Raw genomic sequence first — 18287 nt, 5'->3', positions numbered from 1 at the left:
CCTTAGCCAAACGCCCCGATGTCATGCATGACCCCGACACTGATCTCGCGCAGCAGAGCAAACATCTGCTGCATGGGCATGAAGATTTCCCGATGTTCGCGTTCATAAATTCCCTGTTCACGCGGGCCGCGTGGTTCATGGAAATCAAGGTTGGAGGCAACCGTTCCGGATGGGAAAATATGCACCATTTCCTTCAGGACGGCCGGAATTTCCAGACGCAGGATCTGCTGCATCATCATATCCCGGTTAAAGCCACCCCGCGGCATGAAGAAGGGGATCCGGCAGGCCAGAATCCAGATCCGCTCAATCAGCGCAATCCGGATGGCATGTAGTGCCCGGTTGAGTGGGGCGCCCTGCGGGGCATCTTCCCATGCTTCCCGCAGGGCGAGATGGTCCGCCTGAATACGGCGGAACAGAGTGCGCAGGTCGGCTGAGAGGTTCAGCTTTTCCAGATCATGCATTAGCGTAAGAAAAGCGGCCCGGCGTGAGGCTTTACCTTCGGCTGTGGCACGGTCCAGCCAGTAGCCGGGGTCCAGCAGATTGATAACGGATTGCAGCACCCGATCATCCGAACAGCTCAGGGCATGGCGCGCAAAATCCAGAGCGCGATGGAAGCGCGGGCTGGAGGTGTTGAAGATTTCAAAGGTTTCAGGGTGGCGGCGCACAGCAGCCCCCAGCCCTTGCAGGGTGTTGGCGCACCAGCCGAGCTGCTGGAGAATCGCATTATTCGGAATGGCGCGGAGCTGGCTGGGGTGGGTCAGCCGGGTGCTGGTCGCGGCTTCAGCACTCTGGCGGGCCGGGGGGCGGGAGCCGGTACGGTCAATCAGGGCCGGGCCAAACGCGCCGAGCAGGGCGGCATAACCGGGGTCTTCCACCAGCGCCTGCATGCCTTCGGAAATGCTGGAGAAAAAGTCAGCAGAAAAGACCGGCTGTTCATAAACCGGGTCGCCCTCCTGATGCAGGGGGTTGAACAGGTTTTCCGCAATGGTGGCCAGTGTGGCCCCCGCAAGCTGTGGTGTGCCGAACAGCACATAGCCATCCCCACCTTGAAAAGCGGTTTCCTCCCGGCAGGCAATGCCGGTTCTGGCAAATTCGGCCCGGACATGGCGGGGGGAAAGATAGCTCAGCCGCCCGGCCATACGGAACGGATGCGCGCCCCGGCCAATACTTTCGCCGTGGGTGTCAAAGAAAATGACCGTAACGTCCTGAAGGCTCCAGCGCACAAGCAGATCATGAATTTTCAGGCGCAGGCGTTCAATCAGATAGGTCGCGGCCAGCTGCCCGACATACCGCCCGGAATCGGAATACCCAAACTGGAAGCTGATGCGCCCTGTGCGCTGCACATAAGCCCGCCATGTGGGGGAGCGCAGGGCTTCGTCCACAATCCGGTCCCCGTTGCTCAGGGCTTCTTCCGTTTCAAACAACGGGGAGATTTCCACTTTGTCCGCAACGCCAAAGTGCAGGGCTGCCCAGAGCGCTGCCAGCAGCGTGTATCCTGTTTCTGTTTCAGCGATCAGGAAGCGGACCGGGGTCTCGTTATCAATATGTTTGGAAATCTGCGCGACCGTCATCATCAGGCGCCCCGCTGTGGACGGGTCACTCATCAGAGCGCCGAAATCAACCGGCACAGCCTGCACCGTGTCCAGTGCGTCATTCAGGCGGTTCAGAACCGCCCGGCGGTGAGACGGATTGGCCGGATCATCCGGGATATCCAGCTTCTGACGAACAAAATTATGGATCTGCGTGGCGTTAAGGCGGACATGCGTATGCGCCAGCGCCAGCCCGTGGGCCATAAAACCGGCACGGGCGATTGCCAGAGGCAGGTGGTCGGCAGGCTCAGCGGCCTGAATGGCAGCGTCCAGATCGTCCGCCAGATCACCCGCGTTCAGCAAGGCGGTCTGGTGGCTGTTCACCAGCACATCGGCAAACCGGGCCACGGCCTCGGCATCCGGGCCGGTGGGTGTGGCGTTAATCTGCGCTTCGACACAGGCAATCGCCTGATGCAGGCGGTCCATCAGCGCCGGAGCGCTGGCCTGCGTTGTGCTAATCTGCTGTGCCAGACGTTCCAGTTGAAACAGCTTCATGCGCAGGCGCAGGCGGAGCGTATCCCACCAGCCGATATCGGTGCGCCCGTCCGTATCGTAGCCCACCCAGCTTGTGGCAATGACGGGCCGGGGAATGACAGACGTCCATGCGTCCGGCCAGTGCTCCCGTGCTGTTTCCAGCAAAGCGCCGTTCAGCTGGTCCATAGCGTCACGCGCCCGGCTGATGGCCAGCGTTGCCAGCGTGAATTCTTCTTCCAGCGTCGGGTGTTCATCCCGGCGATGGGTTTCAAAAAACGGCACGCTTTCGGGAAGAACTTCTTCCGAGGCACTTTCGGCCAGCGTGGCATAAACCGGGTTGCTCACGGCAAATGTCGGGTGCGCCGTGAAGACTGCGGCAAAACGCACCGGGCTGACAGCCGCCTGAAACGCCTCCGGCGTGGGTTCCGGCAGCGCCGCTATGACGCGGTGGGTCACGGCGGCCAGTCGTCTGGCGGTTGTGGCTGTTTCCGCGCCGCCAACATACCGGTGCAGGCGGCTGGCGCGGCGCAGAAAAGCGGAATCCCGCAGTGTCTGCACCAGAGCCGTCACATCTGCGAGAGACAGTTGCCCCTCTTCCAGCGCATCGCCCAGCCGACGGGCTGTGGAGAGAACCGGATTGACGCCTTCAACCGGCAGCGGAGATTTTTTATCCTGCAGGATGGGTGCAAAAATGGTCTGAAGCTCAGGAGAAAGTGTAGAAAAATCCATTAATGCGCCTCGTTCAGGGCTCGCCGTGTGACGGGATAGAAAGGAGCAATACAGTTTCATGTCTGCTCTTTTGCTGCAACATGCTCACGCACTCTTGGGGGGCAGGAGTGGGAGTGCTATTTAAAAAATTATGACGCCATATCCAGAAAGTGAGGGCGACGTCGCCGCCCGTAAAACCCTTAAACGCTACAAGCGTGCTGCAACCGGCCTGCTGGTCGGGATGGGTGGTCTGACGGTTGCAGGCTATGCGGCCCCGGCTGCCGGATGGGTGCGGGACGGTTTTTGGCTGGAAATGTTGCGCGCGGGCGCGCGGGCGGGCGTTGTGGGTGGTCTGGCGGACTGGTTTGCCGTGGTGGCCCTGTTTCGGCACCCGATGGGACTGCCGATTCCCCATACCGCCATTCTGCCAGCCCAGAAGGAACGGCTGGGCCGGGCGCTGGGGCGTTTTGTCTCCGGGCAGGTTTTTACCGAGAAAGAAGTCGGGCGCGTGCTGGAGCAGGTGGATATTTCCACCTTTCTGGCCAACATGCTGGATGACCCGGCAACACGGGAGATGCTGACGCGCTCAGTGCTGGACTCCATGCCCAAGATGCTGGACCGGCTGGAAGACGGCCGGGCCAGCGGGGCTATCGGGAAAATCTTCCCGCGTCTGCTGGGCAACAGCAATCTGGCGCCCATTGTCGCCCGGGCTTTGCGCAGCCTTGTGGATGATGACCGGCATCAGGAAGTGCTCTCCTTCCTTCTGGGGCAGATCAAGGATGGTTTGCAGGCCCGGGAGGGCGCTTTGCGCACCATGATTGAAGAGCGTGTGCGGGAGCAGGGCGGGCGTCTGCTGGGCTGGGCCATTGGCGGCTCCATCGCTACGCGCGTTCTGCTTGCGGCCAGTAAGGAACTGGAGCGTGTTGACCCCCAGAACTCCTCGCTGCGTGAGGGCTTTACGGCGTGGGTTCGCTCGCAGATTGACCGGATCGAGACAGACCCGGAGCGCGGGAGCGATATCTCTCAGGCCATTATGGGCGTCCTCTCGCATGAAAGTGTTGTGGGCTGGTGGGCCGATATCTGGCAGCGCTTCCGTCGTCTGGTGGAAGCGGATGTGGAAGATCCGGATGGCCGCATCGCTTCTCTGGTGCAGGAAGGCCTGACCCATATTGCCGCACAATTGCGGGAAGACCCGATGATGCGCCAGCGGATTATGGACAGCGTGGACAAGGCTATTGTCCGTGCTCTGCCCTTTGTGCGGGAGCGGATGGCGGAGTTTATCGCCCGTGTGGTGGCGGGGTGGGACGCGGTGCAGATTGCGGAAAAGCTGGAGCTGCGCGTAGGGAAGGACCTGCAATATGTTCGCTTTAACGGAACGCTGGTGGGCTTTGGCGTCGGCGCGTTGCTGTTTGCCGTCCTGCGGTTGCTGTTCGGGCTGAATGCCCAGTAGCTGGCCCCGTAAAACCATCTGGTCAGGCATGTTGCTTTTGGGTTGACCTTTGGCGCGCTTCGCCCCATGTGTCTGAAACAGGACCTGACTGGTCTCCAATCACCTGATGGCAGGATAATGCTGAAACTTTCCCGTCTGGCGGACTATGCGGTTGTCATACTTGTCAATCTTGGCGAGCAGGATGGCGTGGTGACGTCCCCCGCGCTGGCTGCCGAGACAGGTGTGCCGGAACCTACCGTGGCAAAAATCCTCAAGGTTTTGTCCGCTCACAAATTTGTGCTGTCCCAGCGTGGGGCCAAGGGAGGGTATCGGCTGGCGCGTCCGCTGGCGGATATCTCCGTGGCCAGCGTTATTACGGCAGTGGATGGCAAGATTGCGCTCACAGCCTGTGTGGATGGGGGAGAGTGTGATACCGGCGTGTCCTGCGGCATGTGCGGCAGCTGGGATACCATCAACAAAGCCATCCGGGACACGCTGGAAGGTATTTCGCTGGAGATCATGCGCCAGAAGAGCGCATGCGGTGCAGTCATGACGAAGAAAAATGCGCTGATGAGCGCCAGCATGAGACGCGAAGGGGCTTGAACAATGCCAGCAGTCACCGAAACGCGTGAAGCAGTCGAAAAACTCGGTCAGTCTTCCTATAAATGGGGCTTCGAGACGGACATTGATATGGACGTCGCGCCCAAGGGGCTGAATGAAGATACCATTCGCCTGATTTCCGCCAGAAAAGAGGAGCCGGACTGGCTGCTTGAGTGGCGGCTGGCGGCGTATCGCACCTGGCTGAAAATGGCAGAGCCCAAATGGGCCAAGGTGTCTCACCCGCCGATTGATTATCAGGACCTGCATTATTACGCAGCGCCCAAAAAGAAGCCCGGCCCGAAGTCCCTTGAAGAAGTGGACCCGGAACTGCTGCGCACCTATGAAAAGCTCGGTATTCCGCTGCATGAGCAGGCGATGCTGGCCGGTGTGGAACTGCCGGAAGGAGAGACCTCCCGTCCGCCTATGGCTGTGGACGCTGTGTTTGACAGTGTTTCCGTTGTCACCACGTTTCGTAAAACGCTGGAAGAAGCGGGCGTGATCTTCTGCCCGATTTCTGAGGCCGTGCGGGACCATCCCGAACTGGTCCGCCAGTATCTGGGCAGCGTGGTGCCGGTTGGCGATAATTTCTACGCCGCTCTGAACTCCGCCGTGTTTACAGATGGTTCCTTTGTGTTCGTGCCCAAAGGGGTGCGTTGCCCGATGGAGCTGTCCACCTATTTCCGCATCAATGCCAAAAATACCGGGCAGTTTGAGCGTACGCTGATTGTGGTGGAAGACGGAGCCTCCGTCTCCTACCTCGAAGGCTGCACCGCCCCCATGCGGGATGAAAACCAGTTGCATGCGGCTGTGGTGGAACTGGTGGCGATGGAAGACGCCTCCATCAAATATTCCACGGTGCAGAACTGGTATCCGGGCGATGAAAATGGCCGGGGCGGGATTTACAATTTTGTGACCAAGCGGGGCGCATGTCGTGGCGCGCGCTCCAAAATTTCCTGGACGCAGGTTGAAACAGGCTCCGCCATTACATGGAAATATCCGTCCTGCATCTTGCAGGGGGAAGGCTCCGTGGGTGAGTTTTATTCCGTCGCGGTGACCAATAACCATCAGCAGGCGGATACCGGCACCAAGATGATCCATATCGGGCGCAATACCCGTTCGACCATCATCGCCAAGACCATCAGCGCCGGGCAGTCAGACAGCACCTATCGCGGTTTGGTGCGGGTGCTGCCCAAGGCCTCCGGCGCGCGGAACTTTACACAGTGTGACAGCCTGCTGATTGGTGATCAGTGCGGCGCGCATACCGTGCCCTATATTGAAAACCGCAATATGGGCGCGCGGATTGAACATGAGGCCACCACCTCCAAAATCTCGGAAGACCAGCTGTTTTACTGCCGCCAGCGCGGGTTGTCTGAAGAGGATGCGGTGGGGCTTATCGTCAACGGCTTCTGCCGTGACGTTCTGAAAGAGTTGCCCATGGAGTTTGCCGTGGAAGCTCAGAAATTGTTGCAGATCAGCCTCGAAGGCAGCGTAGGGTAAGGGAGTGCATGACATGACCCAGTTTTTGGATATTTCCGGTCTGTGCGCCCGGATTGATGCTGACGGGCAGGAAAAGGAAATTCTCAAGGGCGTGGATCTCAGCATCCCGCCGGGTGAGGTTCACGCCATTATGGGGCCGAACGGCTCAGGGAAATCCACCCTGTCCTATGTTCTGGCCGGGCGTGAGGATTATGAAGTTACCGCTGGCAGCGTAAACTTTCAGGGCAAGGATCTGCTGGAAATGGAGCCGGAAGAGCGCGCTGCGGCGGGCCTTTTTCTGGCGTTTCAGTCGCCTATCGAACTGCCGGGCGTGAACAATGCCAACTTCCTGCGCACCGCCGTTAATGCTGTGCGCCGCGCACGCGGGCAGGACGAGCTGGATGCCGTCACTTTTCTGAAAACAGCGCGCGCCGCCGCCAAGGAACTTTCCATGGCGCCCGACATGCTGAAGCGGAACGTGAATGTCGGCTTCTCCGGTGGTGAAAAAAAGCGGAACGAAGTGTTGCAGATGACGCTCCTTGAGCCATCCTTCGCCATTCTGGATGAAACGGATAGCGGTCTGGATGTGGATGCCCTGCGTATTGTTGCGGAGGGCGTGAACCGCCTGCGGTCCCCGAGTTTCTCAGCGCTGGTCATTACTCATCATCAGCGTCTGCTGGACTATCTGGTGCCTGACCGCATCCATGTGATGGCAAAGGGCCGCATTATCCATTCTGGCGGCCCGGAACTGGCGCAGCAGATTGACCGTGAAGGCTATACCCGGTTCCTTGCGGAGGCAGAGGCGGCGTGAACGCAATCACACAAGATCGGTCAGACACGCTTGCTCCGTTCGGCACACGGCTGGATGGGGTAACAGACCCGGTGCGCAAGGCCGCGACAGGCGCTTTGCACAGAAGTGGGTTGCCTGACCGCCGCGTTGAGGAATGGCGCTATACCAGCCTCCGTTTTCTGGCGGAAACGCCGCTGGCTGCTCCGGCCGACGTTTATGACGTCGCCCAGATTCAGGCGCAGCTTGAAGAGCTTGGACTGACGGATGGCCCGCTGGCGGATCTGCCGCGTCTGGTCTTTGTCAATGGGCGCTACGCCGAGGCATTTTCGGTTCTTCCGGCCGAACTGGACGTGTCTTTTTTTGCAAAGACGCAGACCTTCGGTCCGCTTTCCTGCCCGGACCGTGATCCTCTGACAGCCCTGAACACAGCTCTGGCGGCCGATGGCGCGCAGGTGCGCGTGCCTGCTGGCAAGAAGGGGGGAGACGTTCTTCTTGTCTCTCTTGGCCAGACGGATGCTTCTGTGTCCTTCCATCCGCGTCATTCCATGACGCTGGAGGATGGCGCGGACCTGACGCTGATCAGCATTCAGGCCGGGCGTGGGCGGTACCTGCATAATCCGGTGCTGGAAGTCAGCGTCGGGGCTGAGGCAAACCTCCGGCACATCACACTTCAGACGGAAGGCAAGGAAGCCGCCTGTCTGGCGACCACCTATGCGCAGGTTGCTGAGCGCGGCACCTATAACAGCTTTGTGCTGGGTCTGGGGGGTGTGCTCTCCCGGCAGGAAATTCATGCCCGGCTTGCCGCACCGTTTGCCACGGTGCACGTCAACGGGGCTCAGATGCTGGGTGGCCGGCAGATCGGGGATGTGACCAGTGTGATCACACACGCAGCCCCGGACTGCGTCTCCCGTCAGACCGTGCGGAACGTGCTGGATGGCCATGCGCGCGGTGTGTTTCAGGGCAAGGTATATGTGGACCGAGTTGCCCAGAAGACAGACGGCTATCAGATGAATCAGGCGCTGCTGCTGTCTGAAAACGCGGAAATTGACGCCAAGCCCGAACTCGAAATTTACGCGGATGACGTCAAATGCAGCCACGGCGCAACGGTTGGCGCGCTGGATGATGACCAGCTTTTCTATCTGCGTAGCCGTGGCGTGCCGGATTCTGAGGCCCGTCAGATCCTGATTCATGCTTTTCTGGATGAAGCGCTGGGTCTGATTGAGGATGACGTAGCCCGTACGGTCTGCACACAGATGCTGGCCCGGTCTTTCCCTGTTGCAGGAGAGAACGCATGACATCAGTTTTTGCACAGGAAAAAACGCGGCAGGATCTGGACGTCGCGGTTCTCCGCAAGCAGTTTCCCATCCTGTCTCAAAAAGTGCATGATCGTCCGTTCGTGTTTCTGGACAGTGCTGCGTCCGCGCAGAAGCCGGATGCGGTGATTGATGCGATGGCGCACACCATGCGCAGTCAGTACGCCAATATTCACCGTGGCCTCTACTGGATGAGTGAGCGCACGACGGAAGCGTATGAAGCTGTGCGTGATCAGGTCGCGCACTTCCTGAACGCGCCGTCTCGTGAAGAAATCATCTTCACGCGCAACAGCACGGAGGCCATCAATCTGGTGGCCCATTCGTTCGGCGCGCTGCTCAGACCGGGGCAGGCCGTGGTGATTTCTGAAATGGAACACCATGCCAATCTGATTCCCTGGCAGATGCTGCGGGATCGCGCCAGGATTGAATTACGGGTCGCCCCGATTACGGACGCCGGGGATATTGACCTCGAGGCGTTGCAGGCCCTGCTGGCAGACGGGGCGGTGGCACTGGTTGCCATCACCCATATGTCCAACGTGCTGGGCACGGTGACACCGGCAAAAACCATTGCCGATATGGCGCATGCCGCAGGTGCGCAGGTTCTGTTTGATGGCAGCCAGTCGGTTGTGCATCGCAAGACGGATGTGCAGGCTCTGGGCGCAGATTTCTACACTTTTACCGGGCACAAGCTGTATGGGCCGACCGGCATCGGTGTGCTCTGGGCGCGTAAGGATCTGCTTGAGGCCATGCCGCCGTTTCTGGGGGGCGGGGATATGATCTCCACCGTCTCCTTTGAAAAATCCACATGGGCGAACGTGCCGCATAAGTTTGAGGCTGGCACCCCCGCGATTATCGAGACAATTGGTCTCGGAGCAGCGATCTCATGGGTCGAAGCGATCGGGTTTGAGGCTATTGCTGCGCATGAAGCCGCTCTGACAACCCATGCGCTGGCTCGTCTGGCGGATGTTCCGGGGCTGAAAGTTGTTGGGCAGCCTGAAGAGCGGGGCGGGGTGATTTCCTTCACAATGGAGGATGTGCATCCGCATGATATCGCGACGCTACTGGACCGGAACGGCATTGCCGTGCGGGCCGGGCATCATTGTGCGGAGCCGCTCATGCGCCGCCTTGGCCTGACTGCGACAGCCCGTGCCAGCTTTGGCATTTACACCCTGCCGGAAGAAATCGACACACTGGCTGATACGCTGGTGCGTATCCGGAACTTCTTTGTGTGAACAGCATGGCGGACAGCGGTGCGCTGTATGACCGACTGATTGTCGATCGTGCCCGCACGCCTTTATATGCCGGGCGGTTGGAACAGGCTGACGGTCAGGGTGAAGGGAAAAATCCGCTCTGCGGGGATAAAACACGGGTGGAACTCCGGATGGCGGATACCCATATCGGAGAGGTCAGGCATCAGACCCGCGGCTGTGCCATTTGTCTGGCCGCAGCGGACCTGATGGCCGAGCGTGTCGCGGGGCAAACCGTGTTGCAGGCACGGGACCTTAGCCAGCGGTTTTCCGCCATGCTGGTGGGCGAACCCGCCAGCGCGCCGGATACGAATACGGATAAAACTGCACTGGGGCCGCTGGAAGCCTTTGCCCCGTTGCGCGCACACCGGGCCAGAATCCGCTGTGCAGAATTGCCCTGGGTTGCTTTGAAGGAGGCGCTTTCTCATGTCGACGTCTGAAAAGGTGCATGCTCCTGAATTGCAGGAACAGGATATAGTGCCGCAGCATCCCGCAACGGATATCCTGAATGCCGATGCGCCACAGCACCGGGCGGAGACGGCACGGGTTGAAAGCTGGACACCGGACTCTGCTAATGCGGGGCTTGCCAGTGCCAGTGCCAGTGCCAGTGCCAGTGCCAGTGCCAGTGCCAGTGCCAGTGCTCCGGCTGAGGATGCTGCCGCTGCCGCTCCAGACGCAGGGGGCACCGCCACCGGCGCTGCGACAGATTCCGTCGGGGACGTTGCAACAGGTCCGGCCTCTGAAGATGCCGTGATCGAAGCCATCGCAACCGTTCATGACCCGGAGATTCCGGTCAATATTTATGAACTTGGTCTGATCTACGCGATTGATCTGTATGACGATGGCCGGGTTAAAATCGAAATGACCCTCACCGCGCCGAACTGCCCGAGCGCACAGGAACTGCCGGTGCAGGTCAAAGAGGCTGTTGAGAAAGTTTCTGGCGTTGCCTCAGCGCAGGTCGAGGTCGTGTGGGACCCGCCATGGGATATGTCCCGCATGAGCGATGAAGCCCGCCTTGCCCTGAATATGTTTTAACCGGAAAGGACGGACCGATGTCTCAGACCAGTGTTGTGCCGCCCGCAAAAAATGCCCTGCCGCCGCTGATGCGTCTTTCAGATGCGGCGGCGGAGCGCCTTCAGCATCTTTATAAAACGGCGCATGCCGGGCAGGTGCTGCGCATCAGCGTGACCACAAAAGGCTGCTCCGGCAAAGCCTATGATATGCAGTTTGTTGAAGCCCCGACAGATGGGGATGAAGTGGTATCAGACAAAGGTGTCACGCTGCTGGTGGACCGCAAGGCCACCTTGTTCCTGATTGGAACGCAGATGGACTACCACCAGACTGAGCTTGAGGAAGGCTTTGTGTTTCTCAACCCGAATGAGAAAGGCCGGTGCGGCTGCGGCGAGAGCTTTCATGTCTGAAGCCGCAAACGGCCTCCACTTCGGCTGACCACAGGAACTGGTCAATCACCGTCAAGCTGTTCAGGCGATAGCCGGCGGCGTGCAGGGCGGCGGCATCTTTGGTCAGGGCGGCCGGGTTACAGCTCACATAAATCAGATGGCGCGGCTTCCCCATAGCGATCTGCTTCATTTGCAGCCTGGCACCGGTGTGGGGCGGGTCGAGCACCACGCAGCCAGCCTGAGCAAGCTCTTTTGCCATAATGGGCTGGCGGTTCAGATCGCGGCAGGCAACTTCCAGTCGCGTTCCGCCAGAGGCGTTTTTTAAGGCCGTTGCGGCAGGCGGATAGCCCTCATAGGCCTGCACCCGTGCCCGGCTGGCCAAAGGAAAGCTGAGCGTGCCACAGCCCGCATACAGCTCAATAACCACATCGCGTTTGTTCAGCTTAGGCAAGGCATCCAGCACGGCCTGCTGAATCAGGGCCTCACTCTCTGCTGTTGCCTGAAAAAAGGCCCCGGTGGGCGGACTGACTGTGGAGCCTGCCAGAGTATGGTGCACCGTGCGGGTCTGTGCCGCCGTTTCCGGCAAGCCCTGATCACCCTGCCGCTGCCAGCAGATACGCGGAATCGCGTGTTCTGCGGATAAGCTAGCCAGTCTGGTCCGGTCTGCTGTGGAAAGTGGGCCGTCTGTGACCAGAAGGATATCAAGGCCCGATTCGAGCAGATTAATCCGCACATCTCCGGCCCGGTATAAACCTTCCAGACTTCTGAACGTCTGCCGCAGCGCAGGCAGGCAGTCCATGATGGCCGGATGGAGAACCGGGCAGGTTGTCAGATCAATAATGTCCGTGCTGCCACGGGTATGCAGGCCAAGCAGGATTTCCTTGCCATTCCTGCGCATGGCCAGATCAGCCCGGCGGCGGCTGTGTGGCGGCACCTGAAAGGCCTGCGGTTCTGGCAGATCAGAAAAACCAGCTTTTTTGAGAGCTGTCATGACCCGGTCTGTTTTCCAGACCAGTAAGGCTGCGCGGTCCATTTGCTGAAGCGTGCAGCCACCGCACGTGCCAAACAGAGAGCACGGAGGCTCTGTTCTGTCCGGTGATGGCGTGAGGATTTCTCTGGCGGTCCATTTGCCGGAGTCGGTCGGGGCGACCCGTACAACTTCACCGGGCAGGGTGTAGGGGACATGCAGTGTCTGGCCATCAGCCAGAACGGCGGCCCCGTCCCCCTGTGCACCCAGATAGGTAATGGTGACGTCGTGGAGGTCTGAAGCGTGCTGCTCCGTAGAATGAGCTGTCACGTTGAGTGCTTTGCGGCCTCTTCTTCAGACACAGACACATCTGCTGTCGGGACGGGCAGGTCGGCCAGATTGGTTGTGCGGCGCGGCAACTGCATAAAGGCAGGGGCCGCGTTGCCAAACCCAACCACATCCCCGGCGGGCATGGGGGGCACTTCATCGCGGCGCGGCAGGCGGCCAGTGGAGCGTCGGCCATCCTGCGCGGGTTGCGGTGCGGCTGCGGGCGGAGCAGATTTGGGCGATACAGCCTTCTGCTGCTGCGGAGCAGGCGTGCTGGCTGATTTTTCGGGGCGCGTCCGGCCCTGATTTTTAGGCGCAGGCTTGTCTTTGCGGCGACCGTGAGACGGACGTTTTTCGTCCGACCAGTCCAGCGTTTCAACACCTTCAGGACTGATGCGCGGGATAGGTTTGCCCGTCAGTGTCTCAATGGCTTCGGCCAGATTTTTGTCATAGGGCGTTGCCAGACTGTAAGCGTGGCCTTCCTTCCCGGCGCGGCCCGTGCGGCCGATCCGGTGAACATAATCTTCCGCGTGGAAAGGCAGATCGAAATTGAAGACGTGAGACAGGCCGCCAATATCAATGCCGCGTGCCGCCACATCGGAGCAGACCAGAATTTTCAGATCGCCATTCTTGAATTTTTCAAGGGTCGCAAACCGGACAGACTGTGGCAGGTCACCATGCAGGGCCCCCACGGAAAAACCGTGCTTCTGCAGGGACTGCATCAGCACATCCACATCGCGCTTACGGTTACAGAACACGATGGCGTTCTGCAGTGTCGGGTCACGCAGCAATTTCCGCAGCGTGTCGCGCTTGCTGTGTTCATCCACAATCACCAGACCGGTGGTGATGGTGGTCGCCACGGAAGAGGCACGACTGACCGTAATTTCCTTGGGGGATTGCAGGAAAGCATCAGCCAGTTGCCGGATGGCGGGCGCCATGGTGGCAGAGAAGAACAGGGTCTGGCGGTTGGCAGGCAGCAGGCCGACAATTTTTTCAATGTCGGGGATAAAGCCCATGTCCAGCATACGGTCGGCTTCATCAATCACCAGAATGCGCGTCTGGGTAAGAAGCAGACCACCGCGCTCAAACAGGTCCAGCAGGCGGCCCGGTGTGGCAATCAGAACGTCTACGCCGCGGTTCAGCACTTCTTTCTGGTCCGCCATGCTTTCTCCGCCAATCAGCAGCGCATGGGTCAGTTTGAGGTGCTTGCCGTAATTCACAAAGTTCTCGGCAACCTGAAGAGCCAGTTCCCGTGTGGGTTCCAGAATTAGGGAGCGTGGCATGCGCGCTCTGGCGCGTGAGCCAGAGAGAATTTCCAGCATGGGGAGCGTGAAGGACGCTGTTTTCCCCGTGCCTGTCTGAGCAACTCCCAGCACGTCTTTTGCCATCAGAATGGCAGGAATAGCCTGTTCCTGAATGGGGGTGGGATGCGTGTACCCCATTTCCGTCACAGCGCGGAGAAGAGGCTCGGAGAGCTCCAGATCAGCAAATGTCGTTTTAGGCTCAGAGGCCTTTTCAGCCTCAACGCCTGCTTCGCGACTCGCGCTCTCGGCTGCCGTGGTTTCCGTCGGTGCCTGAACATCTGCTGTTGCCGATGCTGTGGGGGCTGCCGTTTCCGGCTCCGGGGCTACAGCAGGAGCAGCTAGTTCTGCCTGTGCCGGAACGGCCTCAGACTGCTCAGTTTCGGTCGGCTCTGGCGCTGTTTTAGCAACAGCTTTCGGTGCGGCCTTTTTGGCAGGGGTCGCGCGACGGCGCGTGCGTTTGGGCTTGGGTGTTTCTTCAGCCACGACGTCCGCTTCGGCGGCCTGATCTGCCGGAGGTTCGGTCGGTTCAGGTGCCGCAGCGACCGGAGCCGGTTCAGCGGCTTTCCGGCGGCGGCGCACAGGCTTTTTGGGCGCCTCTGCCTGTTCGGCAGGAGCAGCATCAAGCGCGTCCGCACCCGTTTCCGTTGCGGCTGTGTCTACAGCCGTGGCAGCTGTTTTCGTACGGCTGCGCGTGGTGGTCTTGCGGGGGCGGGTGGGCGTTTTGGCTATCAATATGCTCTCGGAGATACTTCAGTCGTTATAGCATGGACCGACAGGCCCTGAATTTTCCATGCTCCGGACGCCGGAGGAGGAAGAGAAGCTGAAGCCGGTCAGGCGCTTGCTGCGATTAAAGGCATTTGCCTCCGGAAGCAAGCTTTCCCCGCCTTTTGTAGTCTATTTTACAGGAATGGATGGCCAAGCGAGGCAGCCAGAATGGCAATCAGGCCAAGCGCCATGATGACGAGAGTCTGGTTACGGATCGAGTCGAACAGGGCTGGCTGCGGACGCAGGGCGCGCCGTGCTTTCTGGAAGGGGCCTGTGAGCACCCGTACATACAGAACAGCCATGACAATACCGAGGAGCTGCATGAGGTTGGTGGTCCACGGCGCCTGCGCAAAACCGCCTTCATGGAGGATCATCAGCCAGCCGGTGATCAGGGCCGTGGGGATGACATGCATCAGAACCCGGAAAAAACGGCCCAGAGATTGCAGTTGCACGGAGTTGCGCTGCGTGGGGTCCAGCAGGGAGAGGCTCTGGCGCATGATGATGGCCGCATAAGCGGTGCCACCAACCCAGAACACGATGCTAATGATATGGAAAGCGAGGATGACGCTCCAGAGAATGGAATGAGGCATGCAGACTCCGCTTGGAAAAAATCGAATTCAAAAAAGGTGTGCGAACGGCAGCCTGTCTCTGCGTCGCACAATGCTGGATGCCTGATTGCCAAGGGGATGCGCCGGGTGCAAGTCAGTATTCGTCTGGTAGTCACGCGGCTCCCCGTATCAGGAGGATATTCATGCCCGCTTCTCCGCATGCAGGTCTTGCTCTTTATACACCAGAACAGATGGCGCAGGTGGATCACCTTGCCTCCGCGATCGTCCCGGTCGCGACACTGATGGAGAATGCCGGGCGTGCAGTCGCGCGGGCAGTGCGGCGCTTCATGCGGCCTTGCCGTGTTCTTGTCCTGTGCGGGCCGGGGAATAACGGGGGGGATGGATTTGTCGCGGCTCGTTTTCTCGCGGAGGCGGGCTGGCCGGTCGCCGTGGCGGAGCTGACCGCGCCGCGTGCGGGATCTCCTGCGGCGGAGGCGTCTGCCCGGTTTGAGGGAGTTTGCGTGCCGTTTGCTCTGGCGGAAGTAGAGCGCGCGGATCTGGTGATTGATGCGGTGTTTGGCGCAGGCTTAAGCCGTGACGTGACCGGGTTGGCGGCTGATCTGCTCAAAGCGGCCCGTAAAGTAGTGGCTATTGATACGCCGTCCGGAATTGACGGTGCGACAGGGCAGGTGCGGGGGTATGCGCCGCACGCCGCGATGACAGTCACATTTTGTCGCTTTAAGCCCGGGCACCTTCTTTATCCGGGGCGGGGTTTTATGGGGCGGCTTGTTCTGGCGGATATCGGCATGCCCGAGCAGGCGCTGGCGCAGGTTCCGTGTGGACTCTGGCAGAACGCGCCGGGATTATGGAACCTGCCGGAGCCGGGGCCGGAGAGCCACAAATACACACGGGGTGTGGTGAGTCTCTGTGCCGGACAGTCCATGCCGGGGGCTGCCCGGCTCTGTGCAGGCGGGGCACGGGCCGCGGGGGCGGGGCTGGTCCGCATTGCCGCGGGGCAGGATGCCCCCGCCTACCGGCTGGGCGCGCCGGGACTGGTGATTGACGATGGGCCGCTGGAAAGCCTGCTTTCCGATAAACGCCGCGCCGTATGGGTCTGTGGTCCGGGCCTGACTGAGAGTGAGGTGGCGGAGACTCTTCCGGCTCTTCTGAGCGCGCAGAAATGTGTGCTGGCGGATGCAGGCGCACTTTCGGCTGCGGCAGGGCGGCCTGAAAGTCTGAAAGGGGTTGCGGTTATCACGCCGCATAGTGGTGAATTCACAAAGCTGTTTGGCGCGCCGGGGGCAAATCCGCCAGACTCCGTACGCAAAGCGGCCATCCGGATTAACGCTGTTGTGGTGCTCAAGGGGGCCTCGACCCTGATTGCAGCGCCAGACGGACGACTGGCGATCAATGACCACGCGAGTCCCGCGCTGGGTACGGCCGGGTCGGGTGATACGCTCTCTGGCGTCATTGCGGCTCTTCTGGCTGCGGACATGCCTGCGTGGGAGGCCGCCTGTGCCGGGGTCTGGCTGCATGGTGAGGCCGGAATTCAGGCCGGAAGCTGGCCAATTGCGGAGGATCTGGACCGTTATCTTGGCCCTGCGCGGGAAAAAGCGACCCGATTGCAGCAGGAATATGGAGAGATGTGCAGACGGTCTCTTGCCGGAAGCACCACTCTGGGCTAAGTCCTCGCAACTTGCGACGGGGTTTTACCGTGCGGGCGTGGTGGAATTGGTAGACACGCCAGATTTAGGTTCTGGTGGCGCAAGTCGTGGGGGTTCAAGTCCCTCCGCCCGTACCATTTTTCATGGTGTTCCCGTCCAGTTCCGCAGCAGCCTTTCGGCACATTGCAGCGGGGAATTTGAGTTTGTACCGAAAGGAAGGCCTGGCCGATGCAGGTTACTGAGACCCTCTCCGAAGGGCTGAAGCGTGGTTTCACCATTACCGTTCCGGCAGCAGAGCTTGCACAGAAGCGCGATGCTCGCCTGAAAGAGGTTGCTGCCAATCTGACACTCCCCGGTTTCCGTCCGGGTAAGGTGCCTGTTTCTCTGGCGCGCCAGCGTCATGGTGAAGCCGTGCGCGCAGAAGTGCTGGAACAGGCTGTGTCCGAAGCACTGCGTTCCGTTCTGGAAGAGCGTGGTCTGCGTCCGGCTGGCCAGCCGCAGGTTGAGCTGGTCTCCGGTCAGGAAGACGACGGTAAGGATCTGGAATTCAAGATTGAAACCGAAATTCTGCCGGAAATCACCGTGCCGGATCTGTCCGACCTCTCCCTGACGCGCCTGAAGGCAGTCGCCAGTGATGAAGCCGTCGATAAGATCGTGGCCGATGTCGCCAAACGTCAGCGCACCTTTGAAACGGTCGAAGAAGAACGTCCGGCTGTGCAGGGTGACGTTGTTTCCGTTGATTTCGTTGGTAAGCGCGATGGTGTGCCGTTTGACGGTGGCACGGCGCAGGACGTCAATGTCGAAATCGGTGGCGAAGGCTTCATCCCCGGCTTTGCCGAGCAGATTGAGGGTATGAAGGCCGGTGAAGAAAAAATCATCACCGTCACGTTCCCGGAAAACTACGGCGCGGAAGAACTGGCTGGCAAGGAAGCAACCTTTGACATCACCGTCAAAGCGCTGAAAAAGCCGGTTGATGCCCCGATTGATGATGAACTGGCAAAGCAGCTTGGCTTTGAAACGCTGGATCAGCTGCGTGACCTCGTCCGCAAGCAGATTGAAGGCGAATATGAGCAGCTGACCCGTCTGCGTATCAAACGTGACCTGCTGGACGCTCTGGCTACGAAAACCGATTTCCAGGCTCCTCAGGGTATGGTCGATGCGGAATTCGAACAGATCTGGCAGCGCGTTGAAGCCGACCGCAAAGCTGGTCAGCTCGACGATGAAGACAAGGATAAAGACGAAGGCACCCTGCGTGCCGACTATCGCAAGATTGCCGAACGCCGCGTGAAGCTTGGTCTCCTTCTGGCTGAAATCGGGCGTAAGAACGCGATCACGGTAACGCAGGATGAGCTGGGCCGCGCCATGCGCGCCGAAGCCATGCGCTATCAGGGTCAGGAAAAGGAAGTCTTCGCCTTCTTCCAGAATAACCCGCAGGCCATTGAATCCCTTCGCGGTCCGATCTTCGAGAACAAGGTTGTCGATTATCTGATTGAACTCGCGAAAGTGGAGGACAAGGAAGTTACTCCGGAAGAGTTATCGGATATTCCTCCGGCTGATATCTGAGAAAATCGTGTCCCGCCGGTGTGAACCGGCGGGACACTCTTTTTCAGGGCAGATTTTCTTTTCCGGGGTGGCATCTTGCCACTTTATCTCTATCTTGATGGAGAGTGCCTGAAGTGGTTTGCG

Annotated in this window: 15 protein-coding genes and 1 tRNA gene; 12 read left to right on the top strand and 4 right to left on the bottom strand. The window is 59.8% G+C overall.

Annotated elements, in window-relative coordinates; translation table 11 throughout:
• Positions 1–2 precede the first annotated feature (2 nt).
• Entirely contained in the window at positions 3–2792 is a 2790-nt protein-coding gene (locus KP699_RS03840) for a phosphoenolpyruvate carboxylase (protein ID WP_215761683.1), read from the bottom strand.
• Positions 2793–2922: 130 nt separating this feature from the next.
• Between KP699_RS03840 and KP699_RS03835 the strand changes: the two genes are divergently transcribed.
• The 9 genes from KP699_RS03835 to KP699_RS03795 all read left to right on the top strand — a co-directional run bounded on the left by KP699_RS03835 (position 2923) and on the right by KP699_RS03795 (position 11047).
• Positions 2923–4221: a DUF445 domain-containing protein gene (locus KP699_RS03835; RefSeq protein ID WP_215761682.1), complete on the top strand. Its 1299-nt coding sequence runs from the start codon at positions 2923–2925 to the stop codon at positions 4219–4221.
• 117 nt (positions 4222–4338) lie between these two features.
• Positions 4339–4803: an SUF system Fe-S cluster assembly regulator gene (locus KP699_RS03830; protein ID WP_025827606.1), complete on the top strand. Its 465-nt coding sequence runs from the start codon at positions 4339–4341 to the stop codon at positions 4801–4803.
• A 3-nt stretch (positions 4804–4806) separates the two neighbouring features.
• Positions 4807–6297: a Fe-S cluster assembly protein SufB gene (gene sufB, locus KP699_RS03825; RefSeq protein ID WP_086656116.1), complete on the top strand. Its 1491-nt coding sequence runs from the start codon at positions 4807–4809 to the stop codon at positions 6295–6297.
• 13 nt (positions 6298–6310) lie between these two features.
• On the top strand, positions 6311–7087 hold the full coding sequence (gene sufC / locus KP699_RS03820) for a Fe-S cluster assembly ATPase SufC (protein ID WP_025827603.1): 777 nt from the start codon (positions 6311–6313) through the stop codon (positions 7085–7087).
• A complete protein-coding gene (gene sufD, locus KP699_RS03815) occupies positions 7084–8361 on the top strand; it encodes a Fe-S cluster assembly protein SufD (RefSeq protein ID WP_215761681.1) in 1278 nt (425 codons plus the stop codon). Before sufC ends, sufD begins: the two co-directional genes overlap by 4 nt.
• Entirely contained in the window at positions 8358–9611 is a 1254-nt protein-coding gene (locus KP699_RS03810) for an aminotransferase class V-fold PLP-dependent enzyme (RefSeq protein ID WP_215761680.1), read from the top strand. The genes sufD and KP699_RS03810 overlap by 4 nt, the downstream gene beginning before the upstream one ends.
• A 5-nt stretch (positions 9612–9616) precedes the next feature.
• Positions 9617–10066, top strand: coding sequence for a Fe-S cluster assembly sulfur transfer protein SufU (gene sufU / locus KP699_RS03805; protein ID WP_215761748.1), 450 nt, complete (start codon positions 9617–9619; stop codon positions 10064–10066).
• On the top strand, positions 10053–10661 hold the full coding sequence (locus tag KP699_RS16715; RefSeq protein WP_308164835.1) for an SUF system Fe-S cluster assembly protein: 609 nt from the start codon (positions 10053–10055) through the stop codon (positions 10659–10661). Before sufU ends, KP699_RS16715 begins: the two co-directional genes overlap by 14 nt.
• Before the next feature lie 17 nt (positions 10662–10678).
• Positions 10679–11047: an iron-sulfur cluster assembly accessory protein gene (locus tag KP699_RS03795; RefSeq protein WP_025827593.1), complete on the top strand. Its 369-nt coding sequence runs from the start codon at positions 10679–10681 to the stop codon at positions 11045–11047.
• On the opposite strand, the gene KP699_RS03790 is transcribed toward KP699_RS03795, so the two are convergent.
• From KP699_RS03790 to KP699_RS03780, 3 genes are all read right to left on the bottom strand, one after another.
• Complete coding sequence (locus KP699_RS03790) at positions 10995–12323, bottom strand: class I SAM-dependent RNA methyltransferase (RefSeq protein WP_215761679.1); 1329 nt, start codon at positions 12321–12323, stop codon at positions 10995–10997. The two genes, KP699_RS03795 and KP699_RS03790, sit on opposite strands and share 53 nt — an antisense overlap.
• A complete protein-coding gene (locus KP699_RS03785; protein WP_215761678.1) occupies positions 12320–14356 on the bottom strand; it encodes a DEAD/DEAH box helicase in 2037 nt (678 codons plus the stop codon). Before KP699_RS03785 ends, KP699_RS03790 begins: the two co-directional genes overlap by 4 nt.
• A 167-nt stretch (positions 14357–14523) precedes the next feature.
• A complete protein-coding gene (locus KP699_RS03780; RefSeq protein ID WP_215761677.1) occupies positions 14524–14979 on the bottom strand; it encodes a hypothetical protein in 456 nt (151 codons plus the stop codon).
• A gap of 161 nt (positions 14980–15140) precedes the next feature.
• Here KP699_RS03780 and KP699_RS03775 point away from each other — a divergent pair, with 161 nt between their 5' ends.
• The 3 genes from KP699_RS03775 (at position 15141) to tig (ending at position 18164) form a co-directional block, all read left to right on the top strand.
• The gene (locus KP699_RS03775) at positions 15141–16622 is read left to right on the top strand and encodes an NAD(P)H-hydrate dehydratase (protein WP_215761676.1); all 1482 of its coding nucleotides are present in this window, start codon (positions 15141–15143) and stop codon (positions 16620–16622) included.
• A gap of 31 nt (positions 16623–16653) precedes the next feature.
• A tRNA-Leu gene (locus KP699_RS03770) sits at positions 16654–16738 on the top strand.
• A gap of 91 nt (positions 16739–16829) precedes the next feature.
• On the top strand, positions 16830–18164 hold the full coding sequence (gene tig, locus KP699_RS03765) for a trigger factor (RefSeq protein ID WP_215761675.1): 1335 nt from the start codon (positions 16830–16832) through the stop codon (positions 18162–18164).
• Positions 18165–18287 lie beyond the last annotated feature (123 nt).

It is taken from the genome of Acetobacter sp. P1H12_c (assembly GCF_018811975.1).
Taxonomy (GTDB): Bacteria; Pseudomonadota; Alphaproteobacteria; order Acetobacterales; family Acetobacteraceae; genus Acetobacter; species Acetobacter persici.
The sequence above is the reverse complement of the archived record's forward strand: the minus strand, read 5'-3'. Positions and strand labels throughout refer to the sequence as shown.